This window comes from Acinetobacter sp. CIP 102129, assembly GCF_000368305.1.
GTDB lineage: Bacteria > Pseudomonadota > Gammaproteobacteria > Pseudomonadales > Moraxellaceae > Acinetobacter > Acinetobacter parvus.
The window spans coordinates 468,630-483,893 of sequence record NZ_KB849339.1 but is presented as its reverse complement, the minus strand read 5'-3'; the positions used below and the strand labels follow the sequence as shown (position 1 = coordinate 483,893).

Annotated in this window: 16 protein-coding genes, 7 pseudogenes and 1 other annotated feature; of the genes and pseudogenes, 15 read left to right on the top strand and 8 right to left on the bottom strand. The window is 42.1% G+C overall.

Annotation, left to right across the window (positions count from 1 at the left end; translation table 11 throughout):
* The first annotated feature begins 14 nt into the window (after positions 1-14).
* Together F973_RS03945 and F973_RS03940 are read left to right on the top strand one after the other, a co-directional pair.
* Positions 15-623, top strand: coding sequence for a recombinase family protein (locus F973_RS03945; protein WP_004726718.1), 609 nt, complete (start codon positions 15-17; stop codon positions 621-623).
* A 34-nt stretch (positions 624-657) separates the two neighbouring features.
* Positions 658-810, top strand: a pseudogene (locus tag F973_RS03940) (hypothetical protein); the annotation flags it as partial.
* A gap of 105 nt (positions 811-915) precedes the next feature.
* Here F973_RS03940 and F973_RS03935 read toward each other — a convergent pair.
* A pseudogene (locus F973_RS03935) lies at positions 916-1,209 on the bottom strand (hypothetical protein); the annotation flags it as partial.
* On the opposite strand from F973_RS03935, the pseudogene F973_RS14465 reads away from it, so the two are divergent.
* A pseudogene (locus tag F973_RS14465) lies at positions 1,209-1,347 on the top strand (DUF2805 domain-containing protein); the annotation flags it as partial. The pseudogenes F973_RS03935 and F973_RS14465 sit on opposite strands and share 1 nt — an antisense overlap.
* On the opposite strand, the pseudogene F973_RS14460 reads toward F973_RS14465, so the two are convergent.
* A pseudogene (locus tag F973_RS14460) lies at positions 1,344-1,436 on the bottom strand (DUF2256 domain-containing protein); the annotation flags it as partial. The pseudogenes F973_RS14465 and F973_RS14460 overlap by 4 nt on opposite strands.
* Positions 1,437-1,610: 174 nt before the next feature.
* Here F973_RS14460 and nudC point away from each other — a divergent pair.
* Positions 1,611-2,384, top strand: coding sequence for an NAD(+) diphosphatase (gene nudC / locus F973_RS03930; RefSeq protein ID WP_034432157.1), 774 nt, complete (start codon positions 1,611-1,613; stop codon positions 2,382-2,384).
* Positions 2,385-2,582: 198 nt separating this feature from the next.
* Here the strand turns inward: nudC and F973_RS03925 are convergent, their stop codons facing one another.
* The gene (locus F973_RS03925) at positions 2,583-2,810 is read right to left on the bottom strand and encodes a hypothetical protein (RefSeq protein ID WP_004760118.1); all 228 of its coding nucleotides are present in this window, start codon (positions 2,808-2,810) and stop codon (positions 2,583-2,585) included.
* Between the two features lie 102 nt (positions 2,811-2,912).
* Positions 2,913-3,128 (bottom strand): cold-shock protein, encoded by a 216-nt coding sequence (locus F973_RS03920; RefSeq protein WP_004760117.1) that lies wholly within the window; start codon positions 3,126-3,128, stop codon positions 2,913-2,915.
* Between the two features lie 480 nt (positions 3,129-3,608).
* On the opposite strand from F973_RS03920, the gene F973_RS03915 reads away from it, so the two are divergent.
* The 11 genes and pseudogenes from F973_RS03915 to F973_RS03865 all read left to right on the top strand — a co-directional run.
* On the top strand, positions 3,609-4,154 hold the full coding sequence (locus tag F973_RS03915) for a lipocalin family protein (protein ID WP_004760116.1): 546 nt from the start codon (positions 3,609-3,611) through the stop codon (positions 4,152-4,154).
* Between the two features lie 135 nt (positions 4,155-4,289).
* A complete protein-coding gene (locus F973_RS03910) occupies positions 4,290-5,276 on the top strand; it encodes an acyl-CoA desaturase (RefSeq protein WP_004760115.1) in 987 nt (328 codons plus the stop codon).
* Positions 5,273-6,556 carry an NAD(P)/FAD-dependent oxidoreductase gene (locus F973_RS03905; protein WP_004760113.1) on the top strand — a complete coding sequence of 428 codons (1,284 nt, stop codon included), beginning with the start codon at positions 5,273-5,275 and terminating at the stop codon, positions 6,554-6,556. The genes F973_RS03910 and F973_RS03905 overlap by 4 nt, the downstream gene beginning before the upstream one ends.
* Before the next feature lie 9 nt (positions 6,557-6,565).
* Positions 6,566-7,354: a DUF1365 domain-containing protein gene (locus F973_RS03900; protein ID WP_004760112.1), complete on the top strand. Its 789-nt coding sequence runs from the start codon at positions 6,566-6,568 to the stop codon at positions 7,352-7,354.
* Entirely contained in the window at positions 7,351-8,553 is a 1,203-nt protein-coding gene (locus F973_RS03895; protein ID WP_004760109.1) for an SAM-dependent methyltransferase, read from the top strand. Before F973_RS03900 ends, F973_RS03895 begins: the two co-directional genes overlap by 4 nt.
* Before the next feature lie 24 nt (positions 8,554-8,577).
* Positions 8,578-9,357, top strand: coding sequence for a DUF1295 domain-containing protein (locus tag F973_RS03890; RefSeq protein WP_004760108.1), 780 nt, complete (start codon positions 8,578-8,580; stop codon positions 9,355-9,357).
* A gap of 8 nt (positions 9,358-9,365) precedes the next feature.
* The gene (locus tag F973_RS03885; RefSeq protein ID WP_004760106.1) at positions 9,366-10,415 is read left to right on the top strand and encodes an SAM-dependent methyltransferase; all 1,050 of its coding nucleotides are present in this window, start codon (positions 9,366-9,368) and stop codon (positions 10,413-10,415) included.
* A gap of 35 nt (positions 10,416-10,450) precedes the next feature.
* A pseudogene (locus F973_RS03880) lies at positions 10,451-10,981 on the top strand (sensor histidine kinase); the annotation flags it as partial.
* A 33-nt stretch (positions 10,982-11,014) separates the two neighbouring features.
* Positions 11,015-11,320, top strand: coding sequence for an IS630 transposase-related protein (locus tag F973_RS03875; RefSeq protein WP_000122230.1), 306 nt, complete (start codon positions 11,015-11,017; stop codon positions 11,318-11,320).
* A gap of 47 nt (positions 11,321-11,367) precedes the next feature.
* Complete coding sequence (locus F973_RS03870; RefSeq protein ID WP_004760103.1) at positions 11,368-11,862, top strand: IS630 family transposase; 495 nt, start codon at positions 11,368-11,370, stop codon at positions 11,860-11,862.
* Positions 11,863-11,866: 4 nt separating this feature from the next.
* Positions 11,867-12,661, top strand: a pseudogene (locus tag F973_RS03865) (sensor histidine kinase); the annotation flags it as partial.
* Positions 12,662-12,678: 17 nt separating this feature from the next.
* On the opposite strand, the gene F973_RS03860 reads toward F973_RS03865, so the two are convergent.
* From F973_RS03860 to F973_RS15010, 4 genes and pseudogenes are all read right to left on the bottom strand, one after another.
* Positions 12,679-13,356: a response regulator transcription factor gene (locus tag F973_RS03860; RefSeq protein ID WP_004760100.1), complete on the bottom strand. Its 678-nt coding sequence runs from the start codon at positions 13,354-13,356 to the stop codon at positions 12,679-12,681.
* An 11-nt stretch (positions 13,357-13,367) separates the two neighbouring features.
* On the bottom strand, positions 13,368-13,865 hold the full coding sequence (locus F973_RS03855; protein ID WP_004760098.1) for a chalcone isomerase family protein: 498 nt from the start codon (positions 13,863-13,865) through the stop codon (positions 13,368-13,370).
* The gene (locus F973_RS03850; RefSeq protein WP_004760097.1) at positions 13,841-14,413 is read right to left on the bottom strand and encodes a nuclear transport factor 2 family protein; all 573 of its coding nucleotides are present in this window, start codon (positions 14,411-14,413) and stop codon (positions 13,841-13,843) included. The genes F973_RS03855 and F973_RS03850 overlap by 25 nt, the downstream gene beginning before the upstream one ends.
* A gap of 124 nt (positions 14,414-14,537) precedes the next feature.
* A pseudogene (locus tag F973_RS15010) lies at positions 14,538-15,148 on the bottom strand (IS3 family transposase); the annotation flags it as partial.
* Positions 14,850-14,966, bottom strand: a sequence feature (AL1L pseudoknot). It overlaps the preceding pseudogene by 117 nt.
* Positions 15,149-15,264: the final 116 nt, after the last annotated feature.

The following is a 15,264-nucleotide window of genomic DNA, read 5'->3' as shown; positions in this document are numbered from 1 at the left end:
GCAAGGAGGTTCAATTGGGACAGAATGCGGCCATTTATTGCCGAGTATCAACGAACGATCAGTCCTGCGAACGACAGGAATATGACCTACGTGCCTACGCCAATCGTTGCGGCTACGATGTTGTCGGTGTTTGGAAAGAAACTGCATCAGGCAGTAAGGATGAGAGATTGCAAAGAAAATACTTGATGACCATGGCGCAATCTCGTGAAATCGATGCCATCTTGGTGACGGAATTGACACGCTGGGGCAGAAGCACCGTGGATCTCGTACAGTCATTACAAGATCTTGGGCATTTCGGGGTATCTCTGGTGGCACAAACAGGTTTGCAGTTTGACCTTTCCACATCTCAGGGAAAGCTCATGGCTTCTGTGATGTCTGCATTAGCAGAGTTTGAGGGAGATTTACTACGTGAACGTGTGCGCTCTGGTGTAGCAGCGGCACAAGCGCGTGGCGTTGTGTTTGGTCGTCGTCCTGGTCAACGTACCAAGTCAGATCGTCTGGCACCTAAAGTGTTGGAGTTGGTGTCTGCTGGACACTCTTATCGACAAGTCGGTCGGCTGGTCAATCTAAGCAAAAATACCGTGTTGGATATCGTTAAAAGAAGTCGGAGTGAAAATCCTTAGCGTGCTATATTTTCCGTTTCCTGAGACGACCCCTGCTTTGGTCGAAACACAGACAGGTGGAACACATGGTGGTGGTGCGGTTATCCCTGAATTGGGGCAAGTGATTCTGAAAAAATTTAGGGCAATCGAACAGCAGGCAGCCAAAGCACTTGAACATAATTTTCAAGAATTATCCAGCTATAGCTGAATACGTAATTTATCATTACACCTAAAACCATAGGAAATCAGGTTTTACAAATGTTTCCATGTACTAATATTTTTAGAATTTAGCTATATTAGGACTTACGCACTATCATTTATAGACTCTCTGTGGTATCAGATGATTTTTATCGAGAATAAAGTCATCAATGAAGTTTTTGATCATTGGTCTAAATAATTTCTTCTGCCAACGATATACATTTTCAAAGATCCCCTCAAACTGGTTCTTTTGTATCTCAACGTACGGTACAAAGCCAAAATCTTTGAGCCAGACCACTTGACCCTGATGGAAATTCGGCAATAAACGCAGTTGAAACCATTGTCCTTTCTCTGGGGAAACCTTACGGTTACAGTCGATACCAAACATAAATCGAATACCATGTTTTCTTGATGCGGCAAAATATGAAAGCATCGAGTTTTTAAAATGTGGCGTGAACGCGTCACTGGCCGAAAAACCAAACATCTGCAACTGCGTTCACCCGACGTGATACGGGCCTATTGTTCACGCCAATACAAGCGTTTCTAAGCGTTTGATTTTGAAAGCTGTCTGGACTCACGTTTACATCGTTCAGAACAATATTGTACTTCCTCCCAGCAGAGGTGCCATTTCTTGCGCCAAGTAAAAAGTGGTGTGAAAGTTGTGTGATTTTAATCAAAAATATACAAATTATTATGGTTGTAATTTCATTAGTTGGCCCCTAGTATTTTGTTTAAAGTTACTCTATGTAAGCTTCCTTAGTTTTGTCCCATACACCTCTATGTATGGGATTTTTTTAATCAGTGGATGTCATGAGTATGCATTCAAAAGCGTATCTTTTTAGACACCAGCAATTACTGGTGGATGAACATTTTCAGTTGCCGCAGGTAGAAAAACTGCAGCACGACTTAGATCTGTCGGAAAATGGCCAAGTCATTGCACGGGATCTAAAAGAAAATGAATCACTACCCGAAGGTTATCAACTGGTCCCGATCCGGCAACTGGTGCAGGTCTGGAGCAGGTCGCAGTTTGAACAGGCCAGCCGTGCTGTGCAGTTACTGGAGTGGCGTCGTAACCACCGCTTTTGCAGTAAATGCGGTTATGCTACCCAGCAGCATGCCAGCCAGTATGCCATGATCTGTCCATCCTGTGGCTATAACCAGTATCCGCGGGTGAATCCTTGTGTGATTACTATCATCACCCGCGGCGAAGATGAAATTCTGCTGGCAAAAAATGCTCGCAACAAAACCCAGATGTACAGCCTGATTGCAGGCTTTGTTGAAGTTGGAGAAACCCTGGAAGAGGCAGTAAGCCGTGAGACACTGGAAGAAGTTGGGCTGCAGATCAAGAATATTCAATATCTGGCTAGCCAGCCTTGGCCGTTTCCTAGCAACCTGATGATGGCTTTCAGAGCGGAGTATCACTCGGGTGAGATTCAGATTCAGGAAGATGAGCTCAGCGATGCGCAATTTTTTAAATTTGATCAGTTACCCGAGATTCCGTTTAAGGGCAGTATCGCCTATGCAATGATTCAGCATGTGATGCACGGTACTCCTGTAGCAGATGACAGCAAAGAGTGGCTTTGAAATTTTAAAAAGAGCAGGGTTTGAAAGTTTAGATGAGAATTTCTGGCTGAAATAAGAACGGCAATCTAGCTCATCTAGAAAAGGAACTCTCTATAAACAGACACCATTCTGAATAGGCAGGGAATACTTAGATGTACCTTGAATAACAGCAGGAAAGAGAAACCATTACATGGCTTCATCATTCAGAAGTTTTTTTATTTAAATCACTTTATGATTTAGCTTAAATAATTGATTTAAAGACGTATAAAATGTACGACCATCTAAATTTAAATCTACATCAATTCCAGATTCCAGCAGAACTCTTTTACCCACTTCAATTTCTTTAAAACCTTGACGTGTATTCTGCATTTTATTTAAGGGAATTAAAGAAACGAGAATTTCAGTACCATTTTTAGATTTTGCAATTAATTCATTAACTTTTAACAATTTATATCCTGTTTTTATGATTTTTTCCAATATGGAACAACAACTTTTTCTTTAAAATTAAAAAAGCACTGAGTAGTGCTTTTTCAACTCGTATTTTAGTGCTTATATAGCAATAATATTGACCGCATTTGGTCCTTTTTGACCTTGAGCAATACTAAATTCAACCTGTTGGCCTTCGAATAAGGTTTTAAAACCTGAGTTGGCAATTTCACTGAAGTGCGCAAAAACATCTGGACCTGATTCTTGTTGAATAAAACCAAAACCTTTAGTTTCATTGAACCACTTAACGGTACCTTTAACAACATTTGAGTTTGACATAATAAATCCTACTGATTTTTTAATAATTTTTAGTCATTTTATTGACTGCATATAACTTTGAAAATAATAAAGAATGAAACTTAAAATCTGAAAAAACGAAGAATTATGAATAAAACGACGATACTTAAGAGAGATTTAATGCAACAAGACTTTTTTCTAGTTGAGTTAACTATACCTTAAAAATAAAATTAATCAAGTTTTTTTATATGTATATTTAATTACCTTATAAAAGATGACTGGATCTGGATTTAATATGTTGATCTAGTTGACTTTTTTAAAAAATATTACCGACAATATTGCTACATTAAATCTGGAAAAACCAATTTACCGCGTTAAAAGGGGATCCAAGAAAAATGATTTTCTCCATTTTCTCAGGCTGTAAGATTGAAATTTCGCCTACATTCATCCTGCATTTAATCTTCACACTTTGTTCACATCGACTTGGGTTATCTTAATCCTGAGATCCAACAAGGCTAAAAAATGAAGATGCGATTTAAGTCTGCTTTTGCAGCGATAGCACTGTCTATCATCAGCTTTACAACGACTCAAGCAGAAACTGCTTTGCCTCAGGCAGTTGATCGGGTAGATGTCCAGAAGTATGCAGGCAAGTGGTATGAAATTGCACATTTACCGATGTATTTTCAGCGTAAATGTATAGCTAATATCACGGCACAATATAGCGTCAATGCCGATCAAACTATCGGGGTATTGAATAGCTGCCGAATTGCCAATGGCGAGATAATTAGCTCTGAAGGTGTTGCGTATTCGCAAAATCAGGGGAACAGCAAACTGAAGGTCAGCTTTTTGCCTACAGGTTTAAGATGGATACCATTTAGCAAAGGTGATTACTGGGTATTGCGAGTAGATCCAGAATATAAAGTGGCACTCGTGGGGGGCCCAAGTAATAAATACCTATGGATTTTGTCACGTGAACCGCAACTCGATGAAGCAACTTATCAGTCCTACCTGGAAACTGCAAAACATTATGGTTACGACGTCACAAAACTTATAAAATTGCCTCATTAATCTGCTAACCTTTTGCCGAACTGATAAATCTCTCTACAGTTCGGTTTTTTTTATTTACTTCACATAAAATTCATATCTGACTGATTAAACTCATCAAATAGAATAAATATAGTTGCAAAAATTTAGGGTGAGTCGATGTTGAAAAGTCTGATGCGATGGATAGACAGCTGGTCTACACTTTCAGCGCCCAAAACCCAGACTGCTGAAAATAGTAAAATTCAGTGGCTCAGGATCTTACCATTTATCTTATTGCATCTGGCTTGTCTAGCAGTGTTCTGGGTGGGAGTGTCATGGTTTGCAATTGGTTTTATGTTGGCATTCTACCTGGTCCGCATGTTTTCAATTACTGCTTTTTTTCATCGTTATTTATCGCATAAAACTTTTCAGACTTCGCGTCCAGTACAGTTTCTGTTTGTGCTGATTGGCACCATGAGCGCGCAGCGTGGTCCGCTCTGGTGGGCAGCGCATCACCGCTATCACCATCGCTATACCGATACCTTGAAAGACCCGCATTCCTCGACGCATGGTTTTTGGTATAGCCATGTTGGTTGGTTTCTGAATGAATATAATTTTGCTACACGTAAAGAAGTCATCAAGGACTGGCTGAAATATCCAGAGCTGATCTGGCTAGACCGTTTCAGTTTGATTGTTGTGCTGCTGACTGCCGGCGGGATTTATGTACTAGGTGAATGGTTGGCAATCACTTGGCCACAACTTGGGACCTCCGGCTTGCAACTTTTGGTCTGGGGTTTTGTGGTTTCCACGGTGTTGTTGATCCATGCGACCTTATGTATCAATTCACTGGCGCATCATTACGGTAGCCGTGATTTTGACACTGATGATCAAAGCCGTAACAACTTATTCCTGTCCATCATTACCTTGGGCGAAGGTTGGCACAACAACCATCATTACTATGCTGGCAGTACCCGGCAGGGTTTTTACTGGTGGCAGATTGATGTGACCTATTACCTTCTAAAAATTATGTCTTGGCTCGGGATAGTCTGGGGCTTAAAGCCAATTCCAGCGCGGGTCTATGACGTCAGTAAAATTGCACAAGCTCGAAAACAGAGAAAAGCAGCCAAAACAGGCGCACCTACTATTCATTCTAAGGAATCACCATGAAAATTGCGATTATTGGTTCAGGTATTTCTGGTTTGTATGCAGCTTGGAAACTCAGTAAAGTGTATGACGTTACCATCTTTGAAAAGAATAACTACTTTGGTGGTCATACTGATACTCATCAGCTAAATATCGATGGTGAACAGGTTGCGGTAGACAGTGGCTTTATCGTGTTTAATGAGCATAACTATCCGCTGTTCTGCTCGATGCTAAAAGAGCTTGGAATTCAATCGCAAAGCAGTGACATGGGCTTTTCGGTGAATAATCAGGTCAGTGGCTTACAGTACAATCCTTCAAAAAAATTCTCGCTGTTATTCCGACCGCAAAACTTTTTTAATGCGGATTTTCGCGCGATGTTGTCGGATCTGTTCCGTTTCTATGTGGCGAATAAAGATCTGGATGTGGAACAGGTCGATGCACAGCTCAGTATTGATGAGTATTTAAATCAACATGGATATAGCACAGCTTTTCGTCAGGAACATCTCTATCCCATGTGTGGAGCGCTGTGGTCCTGCCCTGTGGAGCAAGCTGGACAAATTCCCTATAAATTTGTGGTGAGTTTTTTCCAGCATCATCGCATGTTGCAATTAAAAGACCGGCCGTTATGGCTTACAGTCAAGGGGGGATCAGCGCGTTACGTTCGTGCGATTCAGGCCCAATCGAATATCACTTTCCGCAAAACGGGTGTCCTGCATGTATCCCGTAGTGCCAATGATGTGCTGGTTGAAACGACACAGGGCACCGAACGTTTTGACTGGGTCGTGTTTGCCAGCCATGCTGATGATAGTCTGAAATTACTGAAAGACCCTTCTGCTCAGGAGTTGGACGTACTCGGTAAGTTTCGCTATCAGGATAACCGCATGGTGGTGCATTCAGATAGTAGTATTATGCCCAAATCTCGTCGCCAATGGGCGAGTTGGCATGTGCATGTAACTTCGAGTCAAGGATCTGAACAGACGCCATTCCAGCATAGTGGCATGCACTATGGTTTTAGCTATTGGATGAACCAGTTGCAAAACCTGAATTGTAAAACCCAAATCTTTGCCACACTCAATCCTAACTTTAACCTCGATCCGAAAAAAATATGGGTAGAACGATATTATCGTCATCCAGTATTTGATGCTGCCGCGATTGAGGCACAACAACGTTGGGCTGAGGTTAATGGTCAGAACCGGACGTCATACTGTGGTGCCTACTGGGGCTGGGGCTTTCATGAAGATGGAGCGCGTAGTGCTTCATGGGTTGTAAATCAGTTGCTGCAACACACTGAGCAAGCGGCTTAGGAGTACAGAATGCAAATGTATCCACTGGCTATGGCTTCTACCGAAATTCGCCATCGTCGCTATTTGCCCAAATCGCATGCTTTTGAGGTGAAGCTTAGCTATTTATGCTTTGATCCAGATCAACTGGCAAATTTTACCCAAAAATCTTGGTTCTGGTCTTCTAGTCGCTGGAATTTATTGACCTTGGATGAACGTGACTTTCTAAACATGGAATATGGCTCGATTCGGCAGAAAGTTGCACGGTTACTGATCAAACACGAAAACTATCATTTACCACATGCTGCATCTATTCGTGTACTGGCTTTACCACGCACACTGGGTTTTCGTTTTAATTCTGTGGTGTTTTATTTGATCTTTGATACGACCGATCAACTGATTTTTATACTGAGTGAAATCACCAATACACCGTGGAATGAACGTCAGGTGTACATTCACGACTGCCGAAACAATGCAGACGAACATGCGCCGTACCAGAGTCATCAGTTTGACTTTAAAAAGGCCTTTCATGTGTCGCCATTCATGCCAATGTCACTGGATTACCGTTGGCGTTTTAGCTTTTCAGAACAGCAAAATATGATTCATATGCAGTTGTTTGAACAAGAAATATTGCAATTTGATGCCACCATGAAATTTAAGCTGCAAGCCATCACACTTCCTTCACAGCAACATCGATATGCTGTATTAAAAGTTCTTGAGCCCTTTAGGATGGTGAGCGGGATTTATCTACATGCTTTGCGGTTATGGAAAAAGAAAATTCCGTTTTATCGGCATCCTAAAAAAGAAAAAGGAAAGACATGACTATGAAAACACTGTTAATGGGAGAGCATACCGAACTGCCCGTGGTGCTGCGCCACCTGTTGAAATTACGCCATGGTCAGCTGATTTTTAAAGGCCTCTGGAACGGGACAGTTGGTGAAAACAGTGATCTGCAGGCGGTGATACAGGTTCATGATACCCGTCTGATGGATTTGCTGTTCCGTAATGGTGTATTGGGGGCAGCAGAAAGCTTTATTCGTGGTTACTGGAGCAGTGAAGATCTGGTCAATGTAATTCGTATTCTAGCGCGTAATCGTGATGTGCTTGATCGGATGAATCAAAATGTAGTGGCAAAAGCTAGCCAGTTGGTACTTAAGGCTTGGTATAAATCCCGCAAGAATTCAATTGATGGTAGTCGTCAGAATATTGCTGAGCATTATGACTTGAGCAATGATTTTTTTAAATTGTTCTTAGATTCCAGCATGATGTATTCCAGTGCGGTGTTTAAAGAACCCTGTATGAGCTTGGAACAAGCTTCAGATTATAAAAAAGAACTGATCTGCCAAAAACTTCAATTGCAACCGATGGACCATTTGGTTGAAATTGGCAGCGGCTGGGGAGGCTTTGCCATTTATGCGGCTCAGCATTATGGCTGTAAGGTGACCACCATTACCATTTCCAAAGCTCAGTACGATGAAGCACTCGCCCGAGTTGCTGAAGCAGGGCTGTCTCATCGGGTGTCTGTACAGCTTCAGGACTACCGTTTACTCGAAGGTAAATACGACAAATTGGTGTCCATTGAAATGATTGAAGCAGTGGGTGAGCAATATTTACCAACTTATTTCCGAAAATGCCGCGAGCTCCTCAAGCCGAATGGTCTAGCCTTGATACAGGCGATTACCATTGAAGATGCACGCTATGTTAAAGCTTTAAATACGGTGGATTACATTAAGCGTTATATTTTCCCCGGTAGTTTTATTCCATGTATCAGTGTGATGACGCAAACGGCTTCTGAGCAAAAACTTCGTCTCAAACATCTGGAAGATATTGGTCAAAGCTATGCACAAACCCTGAAGTGTTGGCGCCAGCGTTTTCTGGAGCAACGTGATCGGGTGTTGCAACTTGGTTTTGATGAGCGCTTTATCCGCATGTGGGATTTTTATCTGTGTTATTGCGAGGGTGGTTTTAGGGAAGGTGTGATCAGTGATGTGCATTTGCTGTTTGAAGCCAGTGCTTACTAAGCAGAAATAAAACAGGAGGGCGACATGCTGCTAGATTTATTTTTGCTCAATGTCTTCATCATGCTCTGTAGCTGGGTGTTGGTGACCTATAACCGCAGAGCAGGGCTGGTTGATGTTGCATGGAGTTTTAGTATTGCGCTCAATGTGATTATTGCAGCTTGGGCGATTGACAGTGCACCACTGTTGGTTCGGTTATTTCTGGGACTGGCGAGTGGGATCTGGTTTTCACGGCTGACTTGGCATCTGTTACGGCGCTATTCCAATGAGACCCAAGAAGACACGCGTTATGCCAACATGCGCCGAGCGATGGGGGATTATCAGCATCTTGGTTTTCTGGTGTTTTTTATATTTCAGGCAGGTTTGGCTCTACTGTTTTCTTACCCAATGCTGAAGTTGTTAAGTATCTCGACCGAGCAATGGAATGACTGGACTTTGGTCACTGTTATTGTGGCGGGTATGATCATGCTCGCGGCTTTGATAGGCGAAAGCACTGCAGATCAGCAACTTTACCGTTTTAAGCTAGATCCACAGAATCAAGGTAAAACCATGGATCAGGGCTTGTGGAAATATTCGCGCCATCCGAATTATTTTTTTGAATGGCTGCATTGGTTTGCCTATCCAGTGCTCGGTCTGGCAGCAGGATGCTATGAATTATGGATTTATCCACTGCTGATGTGGCTATTCCTGTACTACTTTACAGGTATTCCCTTTAGTGAAAAACAGGCGCTGGCACATCGCGGCGACAACTATAAAGACTATCAACGACGAACTTCAATGTTTATTCCGTGGCCACCCAAAGAGTAGGTAAATACATGGACTTTATGATTCAAAAAACCTTAGAACTGATCGAAAATGGCAAGGTGCCAGACCCAGTGATTCGTGCTGGTATTAAAATCTTGAGCAAAAAACGTTTGGCACAAGAAGGTCGGTTTAACCCCGCATTGGCAGCGCAGCGCTATATGGATGTGCTGACCATGCTGAAAAACAGCGAAATTGCCATTGAGACAGACAAAGCCAATGAGCAGCACTATGAACTGCCGACCGCATTTTTTCAGGCAGTACTCGGTAAGCGTTTGAAATATAGCGCGAGTCTATTTGAACATGCCGATATGACGCTAGACCAAGCCGAAGAAGCTGCTCTTGCATGCTATTGCCAGCGAGCACAACTGAAAGACGGGCAGGATATTTTGGAAATTGGCTGCGGTTGGGGTTCTTTAAGTCTATATATGGCCGAGCGTTATCCAAGGGCCCGTATTACAGTCGTGTCAAATTCTTCAACGCAGCGCGAGTATATTCAGGAACAAGCCCGTTTAAAAAAACTGGATAACCTTAATGTGATCACTTGTGATGTCAATGTGTTGCAACTTGAACCTGCCTCCTTTGACCGTGTGGTGTCAGTGGAGATGTTTGAGCATGTACGCAACTATCAAAAATTGTTTGAAAATATCAGTATTTGGCTCAAACCAGATGGCTTATTGTGGTGTCATATTTTCTGTCATCGTTTCTTGCATTATCCTTTTGAAGTTAAAAATGAGTTTGACTGGATGTCGCAATATTTCTTTAGTGGTGGTTTGATGCCAGCAGCCTCAACTTTCCTACATTTTCAGCAGCATTTACAGCTAGAACAGCACTGGCAATGGGCGGGTACGCAGTATGAACGTACCGCAAATGCTTGGCTAGAAAATATGGATGCTAAACAGGCCGAGCTAAAGCCCTTATTTGAACAAACTTATGGCGCGGATGCCGCAATCTGGTGGCAGCGCTGGCGGATTTTCTTTATGGCCTGTGCCGAGCTATTTGGTTATGACCATGGACGCGAGTGGGTCATTGGCCACTTTCTGTTAAAGAAGAAAGCCGTATAATTGAACAATGGGATTGGCCAGCGGGGAATGCATCAATGTTAAAGCTGTTTAGGGACAAACGTGATCATCCTCTGGGTGAGGTGTTTAACCGCTACTACTGGCTGCAAATCGGATTCATTGCCTTTTCTGTGGTGATTGGGATTGGCTTCAGTGCCTGGGTGATTAAAGGTTCTTTGCTCAGAACAGCGCTAGAACAGGAAATGTCACACTACTGGCAGCGATTAGAACGTAATCCTGCCGCAGAATTGCCCGACACCAAAAATCTGTATGGTTACCGCTGGAACACTGTGCCACCGCCCCAATTTAAGACTATGCCGCTTGAGCAAGGGGTGAATCGGCATTTTGTCGATGGCAAGGAACGCATGACCGTTTATGGTGAAAAAGACGGGCAGCATGTGCTGTTGGTTTTTGGCGAAAGCAACGTCAACAAGCTGGTGTGGCTATTTGGTCTGGCACCGCTGATGGTCAGCTTGTTTGTGCTATATAGTGTGCTGTGGTGGTGGAACCGTCGGGCCCGACGCTATTTTTCCCCGATTACCCGTCTGGCCAATGCGCTGGAATATATAGTCAAATCATTATAAAACTAATACAATGGTGCAATGAGTTATTCAGAACATTTTAGACGTAAAATTTTAGCTAAGCTTGAGGAAGGTTATTCTATTCGAGCGGTAGCTGCACAATTTGAAATTAATAAAAATACCATTGTTGAATGGAAGAAACGTATAGAGATTAAAAAAACTCGTGTACGTAAACCTTCTAAAATTAACGATGATGCTTTACGTGAAGATGTTGAAAAGTATCCTGATGCTTATCAATATGAACGTGCTGCACGTTTTAATTGTGGTGTTTCATCTATTGGTGCTGCATTAAAGCGCTTAAATATTACAGTTAAAAAAAGACGTTAAGCCATCCTAAAGCAGATACAAGGCTTAGGGATAAATTTATTCAGCAAGTGAAAGAATTAGAAAAAAACCACCCGATTATTTATCTGGATGAAAGTGGTTTTAAGTCACATGATTATAGACCTCATGGCTATTCACGAAAAGGAGTACCCTGTTTAGGGCAATATAATTGGCAATTAAAGAATCAGACCAATGCCATTGGAGCAATCCATAAAGGGGATTTATTTTCAGTCGGTTTATTTGATTGCAAAATCAATTCAGATGTTTTTCATTTTTGGATTGAGCAATTCCTGATACCAGCATTACCTGAAAATAGTGTAGTGGTTATGGATAATGCAGCATTTCATAAAAGAGCAGATATTCAGGAATTATTGGAACAACAAGGGCATAAAATTCTTTGGCTTCCTGCATACAGCCCTGATTTAAATCCTATAGAACAGATGTGGGCATGGGTTAAACGTAAGCGTAAAGAATGGTTGATCGACTCAGTCGATGAGTTATTTCGAGTTTTTTTCGAATCCTGTATGAATAATAAAGTAGTTTGACTATATCGACTGGGAACATCAGAAAAATCAGGCTTCGCCATTTCAGGACATCCGCACCGACTCTAATCTGGAAGCTGAATACCTCAAGCAGGCGCTGGAAAAATATCATGAGGTATTAAGCGAATTTATTCAGCGTGAGCGTGAATTTACCGGAGATGTCAGCCATGAGCTACGCACGCCACTGACCATTTTAAAAGGCAATGTGCAGCTGTGTCAGGCACGCTATGGCGACAACAAGTCCTTTACCCGCCTGCATAACACCATTGAAGACATGCAGCTGCTGGTCGATACCTTGCTGGCCATTGCCCGCAATACCACCAACACTTTAACTGCTGAACCGACCATGCTTTCAGAATGTCTGGACAATCTGGTGCAGGATCTGGAGAGTGTTAGTCATAACAAAGGCATGCAGATAGACCTGCAAAAAGATCTAGACGAACAGCGACGTAAACTTTACCCGTCGATGACCAAAATGGTATTTGGCAATATTTTGCGGAATGCACTGAATTATTCACAAGGCACAGAAATTGATGTCATTTTGCAAAAAAATACAGTATTGATTGCAGATAATGGTGTCGGCATTCCTTTACCGAATAACTCAAAGGTGCAAGAACTGTCAGGGCAACAATTGCAATTAGAGATCAAAGGTCATGGCATTGGGCTGCAATTGGTACAGAAGTTGTGCAAGCAGCTTGGCTGGCGGGTGGAGCTGTTTGATCGGCATTATTATCTCAATACCCATCAGGATGTTGATCTGGCGATGACGACTGGACTGATTGTCGTCGTGTATTTAAATTAAGGTTGGGCTTCTAGAGCTTAAGCTTCTAAAGTGATCTTTAACCCTACACCAGATATGGTGTGAATTAGTTTTTGCTCAAAAGGCTTATCGACCATTTTACGCAAATTATAAATATGACTACGCAGGGCATCGCTTTCAGGCTCTTGATCCCCCCAAAGCTCTATCATAATTTCCTGTTTAGTCAGAACTTTAGGCGAATGACGCATCAGCAGTTTGAACTGAATGGGAGGCAGTTCAATGGGTTGTCCTGCACGAGTCAGTTGCTGTGTTGCAGGGTCCAGAATCAGATCATGAATTTGAAGACGGCCAGAGGAGACTTCACCCAATGAGCGCTTGATCAAAGCTTTGACTCGAACCACCAGCTCATTAAAGTCAAATGGCTTGACTAGATAATCATCCGTGCCTGAATTGAAACCTTTGAGTTTGTCATTCAACGTATCGCGTGCGGTGAGCATCAGCACAGGGAGGTCCATAGCTTCTTTATTTCGTAGCCATTCACATAGTTCATAACCCGAACCATCAGGTAAGTTAATATCTAAAAGTAAAATATGATAGCGTTGCTGCTTGAGCAATTGGCGTGCAGCATTTAGGTTTCGAGCATGATCGACCACAAAACCATGCTCTTCTAGAAACTCGCATAAGGTAGATGCCAGTTCGTAATGATCTTCAACCATCAAAATAAAATGTTTAGACATAACTGTAGAGACTACTTTATTAATTGCTGTTTTAATTTAACACTAAATGGCTGAGGACCTAGCCATATATTAAAATATTGCTGAGCCAGTGGGTGCTGCAGTTGGCCCAGATTTTGCTGGTTGAGGGATAAGCTTAGAGTTTGCGTGGCATGATTGTATTTCAGACTGTACAGGTCACCAGATCTGACTGGACGATACAGATCGGTGATTGGATTGAAAACAGCCTGAATCTTTTGATCTTTGATATTACGTTGGAGTAGATGTCTGGCTGCACGTTTGAATGCCCATTCTGGAATATTCTGGGTATAGGAAAAATCCATCTGCATGTTTTGGCCTTGCCAAGGCTGATTACAGTTTTGCGCAAAGTAACTGGCCACACCGACCTGTTTTTGTCCCACCATGAGTGGGCCATTACCACATTTATTTAAGGTCTGTGCATGCGCCCACGAACCGAAACTCCCAAGCACCAGTACAGTGGTTATGGCTACTTTTTGAAAGGCAGTACCCATGAATAGGTTCCTCCTACATAAGGCAAAGAACGATACAAACCATTGGCGGGATCCCAGAAGTCTTGTTGGAAAATAATCTTATTGTTTGGGTTGACTTTGATTTCACTGATCCCAAATGAATCCATTGTTCGTGTCTTGCCGAACATTTTAAAATCATAAACCATATGCCAATGCACATAGGCAGAGTCTTGGTAATAGGAGGTATTTAATAGTTTGACATTCACGTTACTGACACGCTGGTTCATCCCTTGAAAATGTTCAAGCAGTTTTTTACGCGATGAAAATTGCGACAGAGTATCGTTAATAAAAAGCTGATCTGCATACAGTGCTCCAGCATTTTCAACGAATTTAGGTGTGCCCAAGGTATTAAATGCTGAGGTAAAGCGTAGGCCGATTTCTAGTGCTTTTGCATCATCTAAGGGTATTCCCTGAATACTCGCTCTAGCCTTTGCATAATCAGAGGAATAAGGAGGAACACTTTTACATCCTGACAGGAAAAGCACGGGTAAGGATAAGGCAATTGCCATTAACGTTTTGACTTGATTCATGTTTACTGTCCATCTTCACAGTTTGTTTTTATACTTTAGGTGAGTTAAGGTGAACAGAATGTGAAGATAGATACTAAAGACAGTACTGAACCGTACCGGGTTTGTCGGAGACTTTTTATTTAAGTTAGGCCAACTGACCTAACGGGTTAATATTATCATAGTACATTGCTTCAAACTCAAAAGGTGATACATAACCCAGTGCGTACAGGCTTTTTATTGAACCAATCTACCCAGTTTAGTGTCGCAAGTTGCACATCTGCTAAACCTTGCCAATCTGCTTTTAAATATTCAATCATCTCTATCGACCTGAACTTTCTTTCCAAATTCGTTTAATTTGTTCAGCATGATGAAAGTCATGCAGATCCCGTTTCGCTCGATGTTCCCTTGCGAAGCAATGCTTCTCAACTGTGAGATCTAAAGTCCGGTAATAGGTTGAAAGTGCGATTGGTAAAATTCTACAAATCGCCTCAACACCATATAACGCCTTATTGTTATGGATAAAATCCACCATTATTTGTGTGGGCGGTCGAGCTCCGCCTAGGCGAAAAAAGCAGCTGCTTTACGTAGAATTTCATTCGCACGCTTTAATTCTTTGATTTCACGTTCCATTTGCTTCATTTTTTCTTGATCAGATATCTGTTGTACTTTGACAGGATTTTGTTGATCTAAGTATTTTTGATACCAAACACCTAGAGTTTCAGGTGGAACACATGGTGGTGGTGCGGTTATCACTGAATTGAGGCAAGTGATTCTGAAAAAATTTAGGGCAATCGAACAGCAGGCAGCCAAAGGACTTGAACATAATTTTCAAGAATTATCCAGCTATTTAAAATCACCTAAATAATCTTATG

What these genes read in the sequence shown, in the direction of transcription:
- nudC (WP_034432157.1), top strand. Translation starts at nt 1,611, where the DNA reads ATGAGTATGCATTCAAAAGCGTATCTTTTTAGACACCAGCAATTACTG.
- F973_RS03920 (WP_004760117.1), bottom strand. Translation starts at nt 3,128, where the DNA reads ATGTCAAACTCAAATGTTGTTAAAGGTACCGTTAAGTGGTTCAATGAA.
- F973_RS03915 (WP_004760116.1), top strand. Translation starts at nt 3,609, where the DNA reads ATGAAGATGCGATTTAAGTCTGCTTTTGCAGCGATAGCACTGTCTATC.
- F973_RS03910 (WP_004760115.1), top strand. Translation starts at nt 4,290, where the DNA reads ATGTTGAAAAGTCTGATGCGATGGATAGACAGCTGGTCTACACTTTCA.
- F973_RS03905 (WP_004760113.1), top strand. Translation starts at nt 5,273, where the DNA reads ATGAAAATTGCGATTATTGGTTCAGGTATTTCTGGTTTGTATGCAGCT.
- F973_RS03900 (WP_004760112.1), top strand. Translation starts at nt 6,566, where the DNA reads ATGCAAATGTATCCACTGGCTATGGCTTCTACCGAAATTCGCCATCGT.
- F973_RS03895 (WP_004760109.1), top strand. Translation starts at nt 7,351, where the DNA reads ATGACTATGAAAACACTGTTAATGGGAGAGCATACCGAACTGCCCGTG.
- F973_RS03890 (WP_004760108.1), top strand. Translation starts at nt 8,578, where the DNA reads ATGCTGCTAGATTTATTTTTGCTCAATGTCTTCATCATGCTCTGTAGC.
- F973_RS03885 (WP_004760106.1), top strand. Translation starts at nt 9,366, where the DNA reads ATGGACTTTATGATTCAAAAAACCTTAGAACTGATCGAAAATGGCAAG.
- F973_RS03875 (WP_000122230.1), top strand. Translation starts at nt 11,015, where the DNA reads ATGAGTTATTCAGAACATTTTAGACGTAAAATTTTAGCTAAGCTTGAG.
- F973_RS03860 (WP_004760100.1), bottom strand. Translation starts at nt 13,356, where the DNA reads ATGTCTAAACATTTTATTTTGATGGTTGAAGATCATTACGAACTGGCA.
- F973_RS03855 (WP_004760098.1), bottom strand. Translation starts at nt 13,865, where the DNA reads ATGGGTACTGCCTTTCAAAAAGTAGCCATAACCACTGTACTGGTGCTT.
- F973_RS03850 (WP_004760097.1), bottom strand. Translation starts at nt 14,413, where the DNA reads ATGAATCAAGTCAAAACGTTAATGGCAATTGCCTTATCCTTACCCGTG.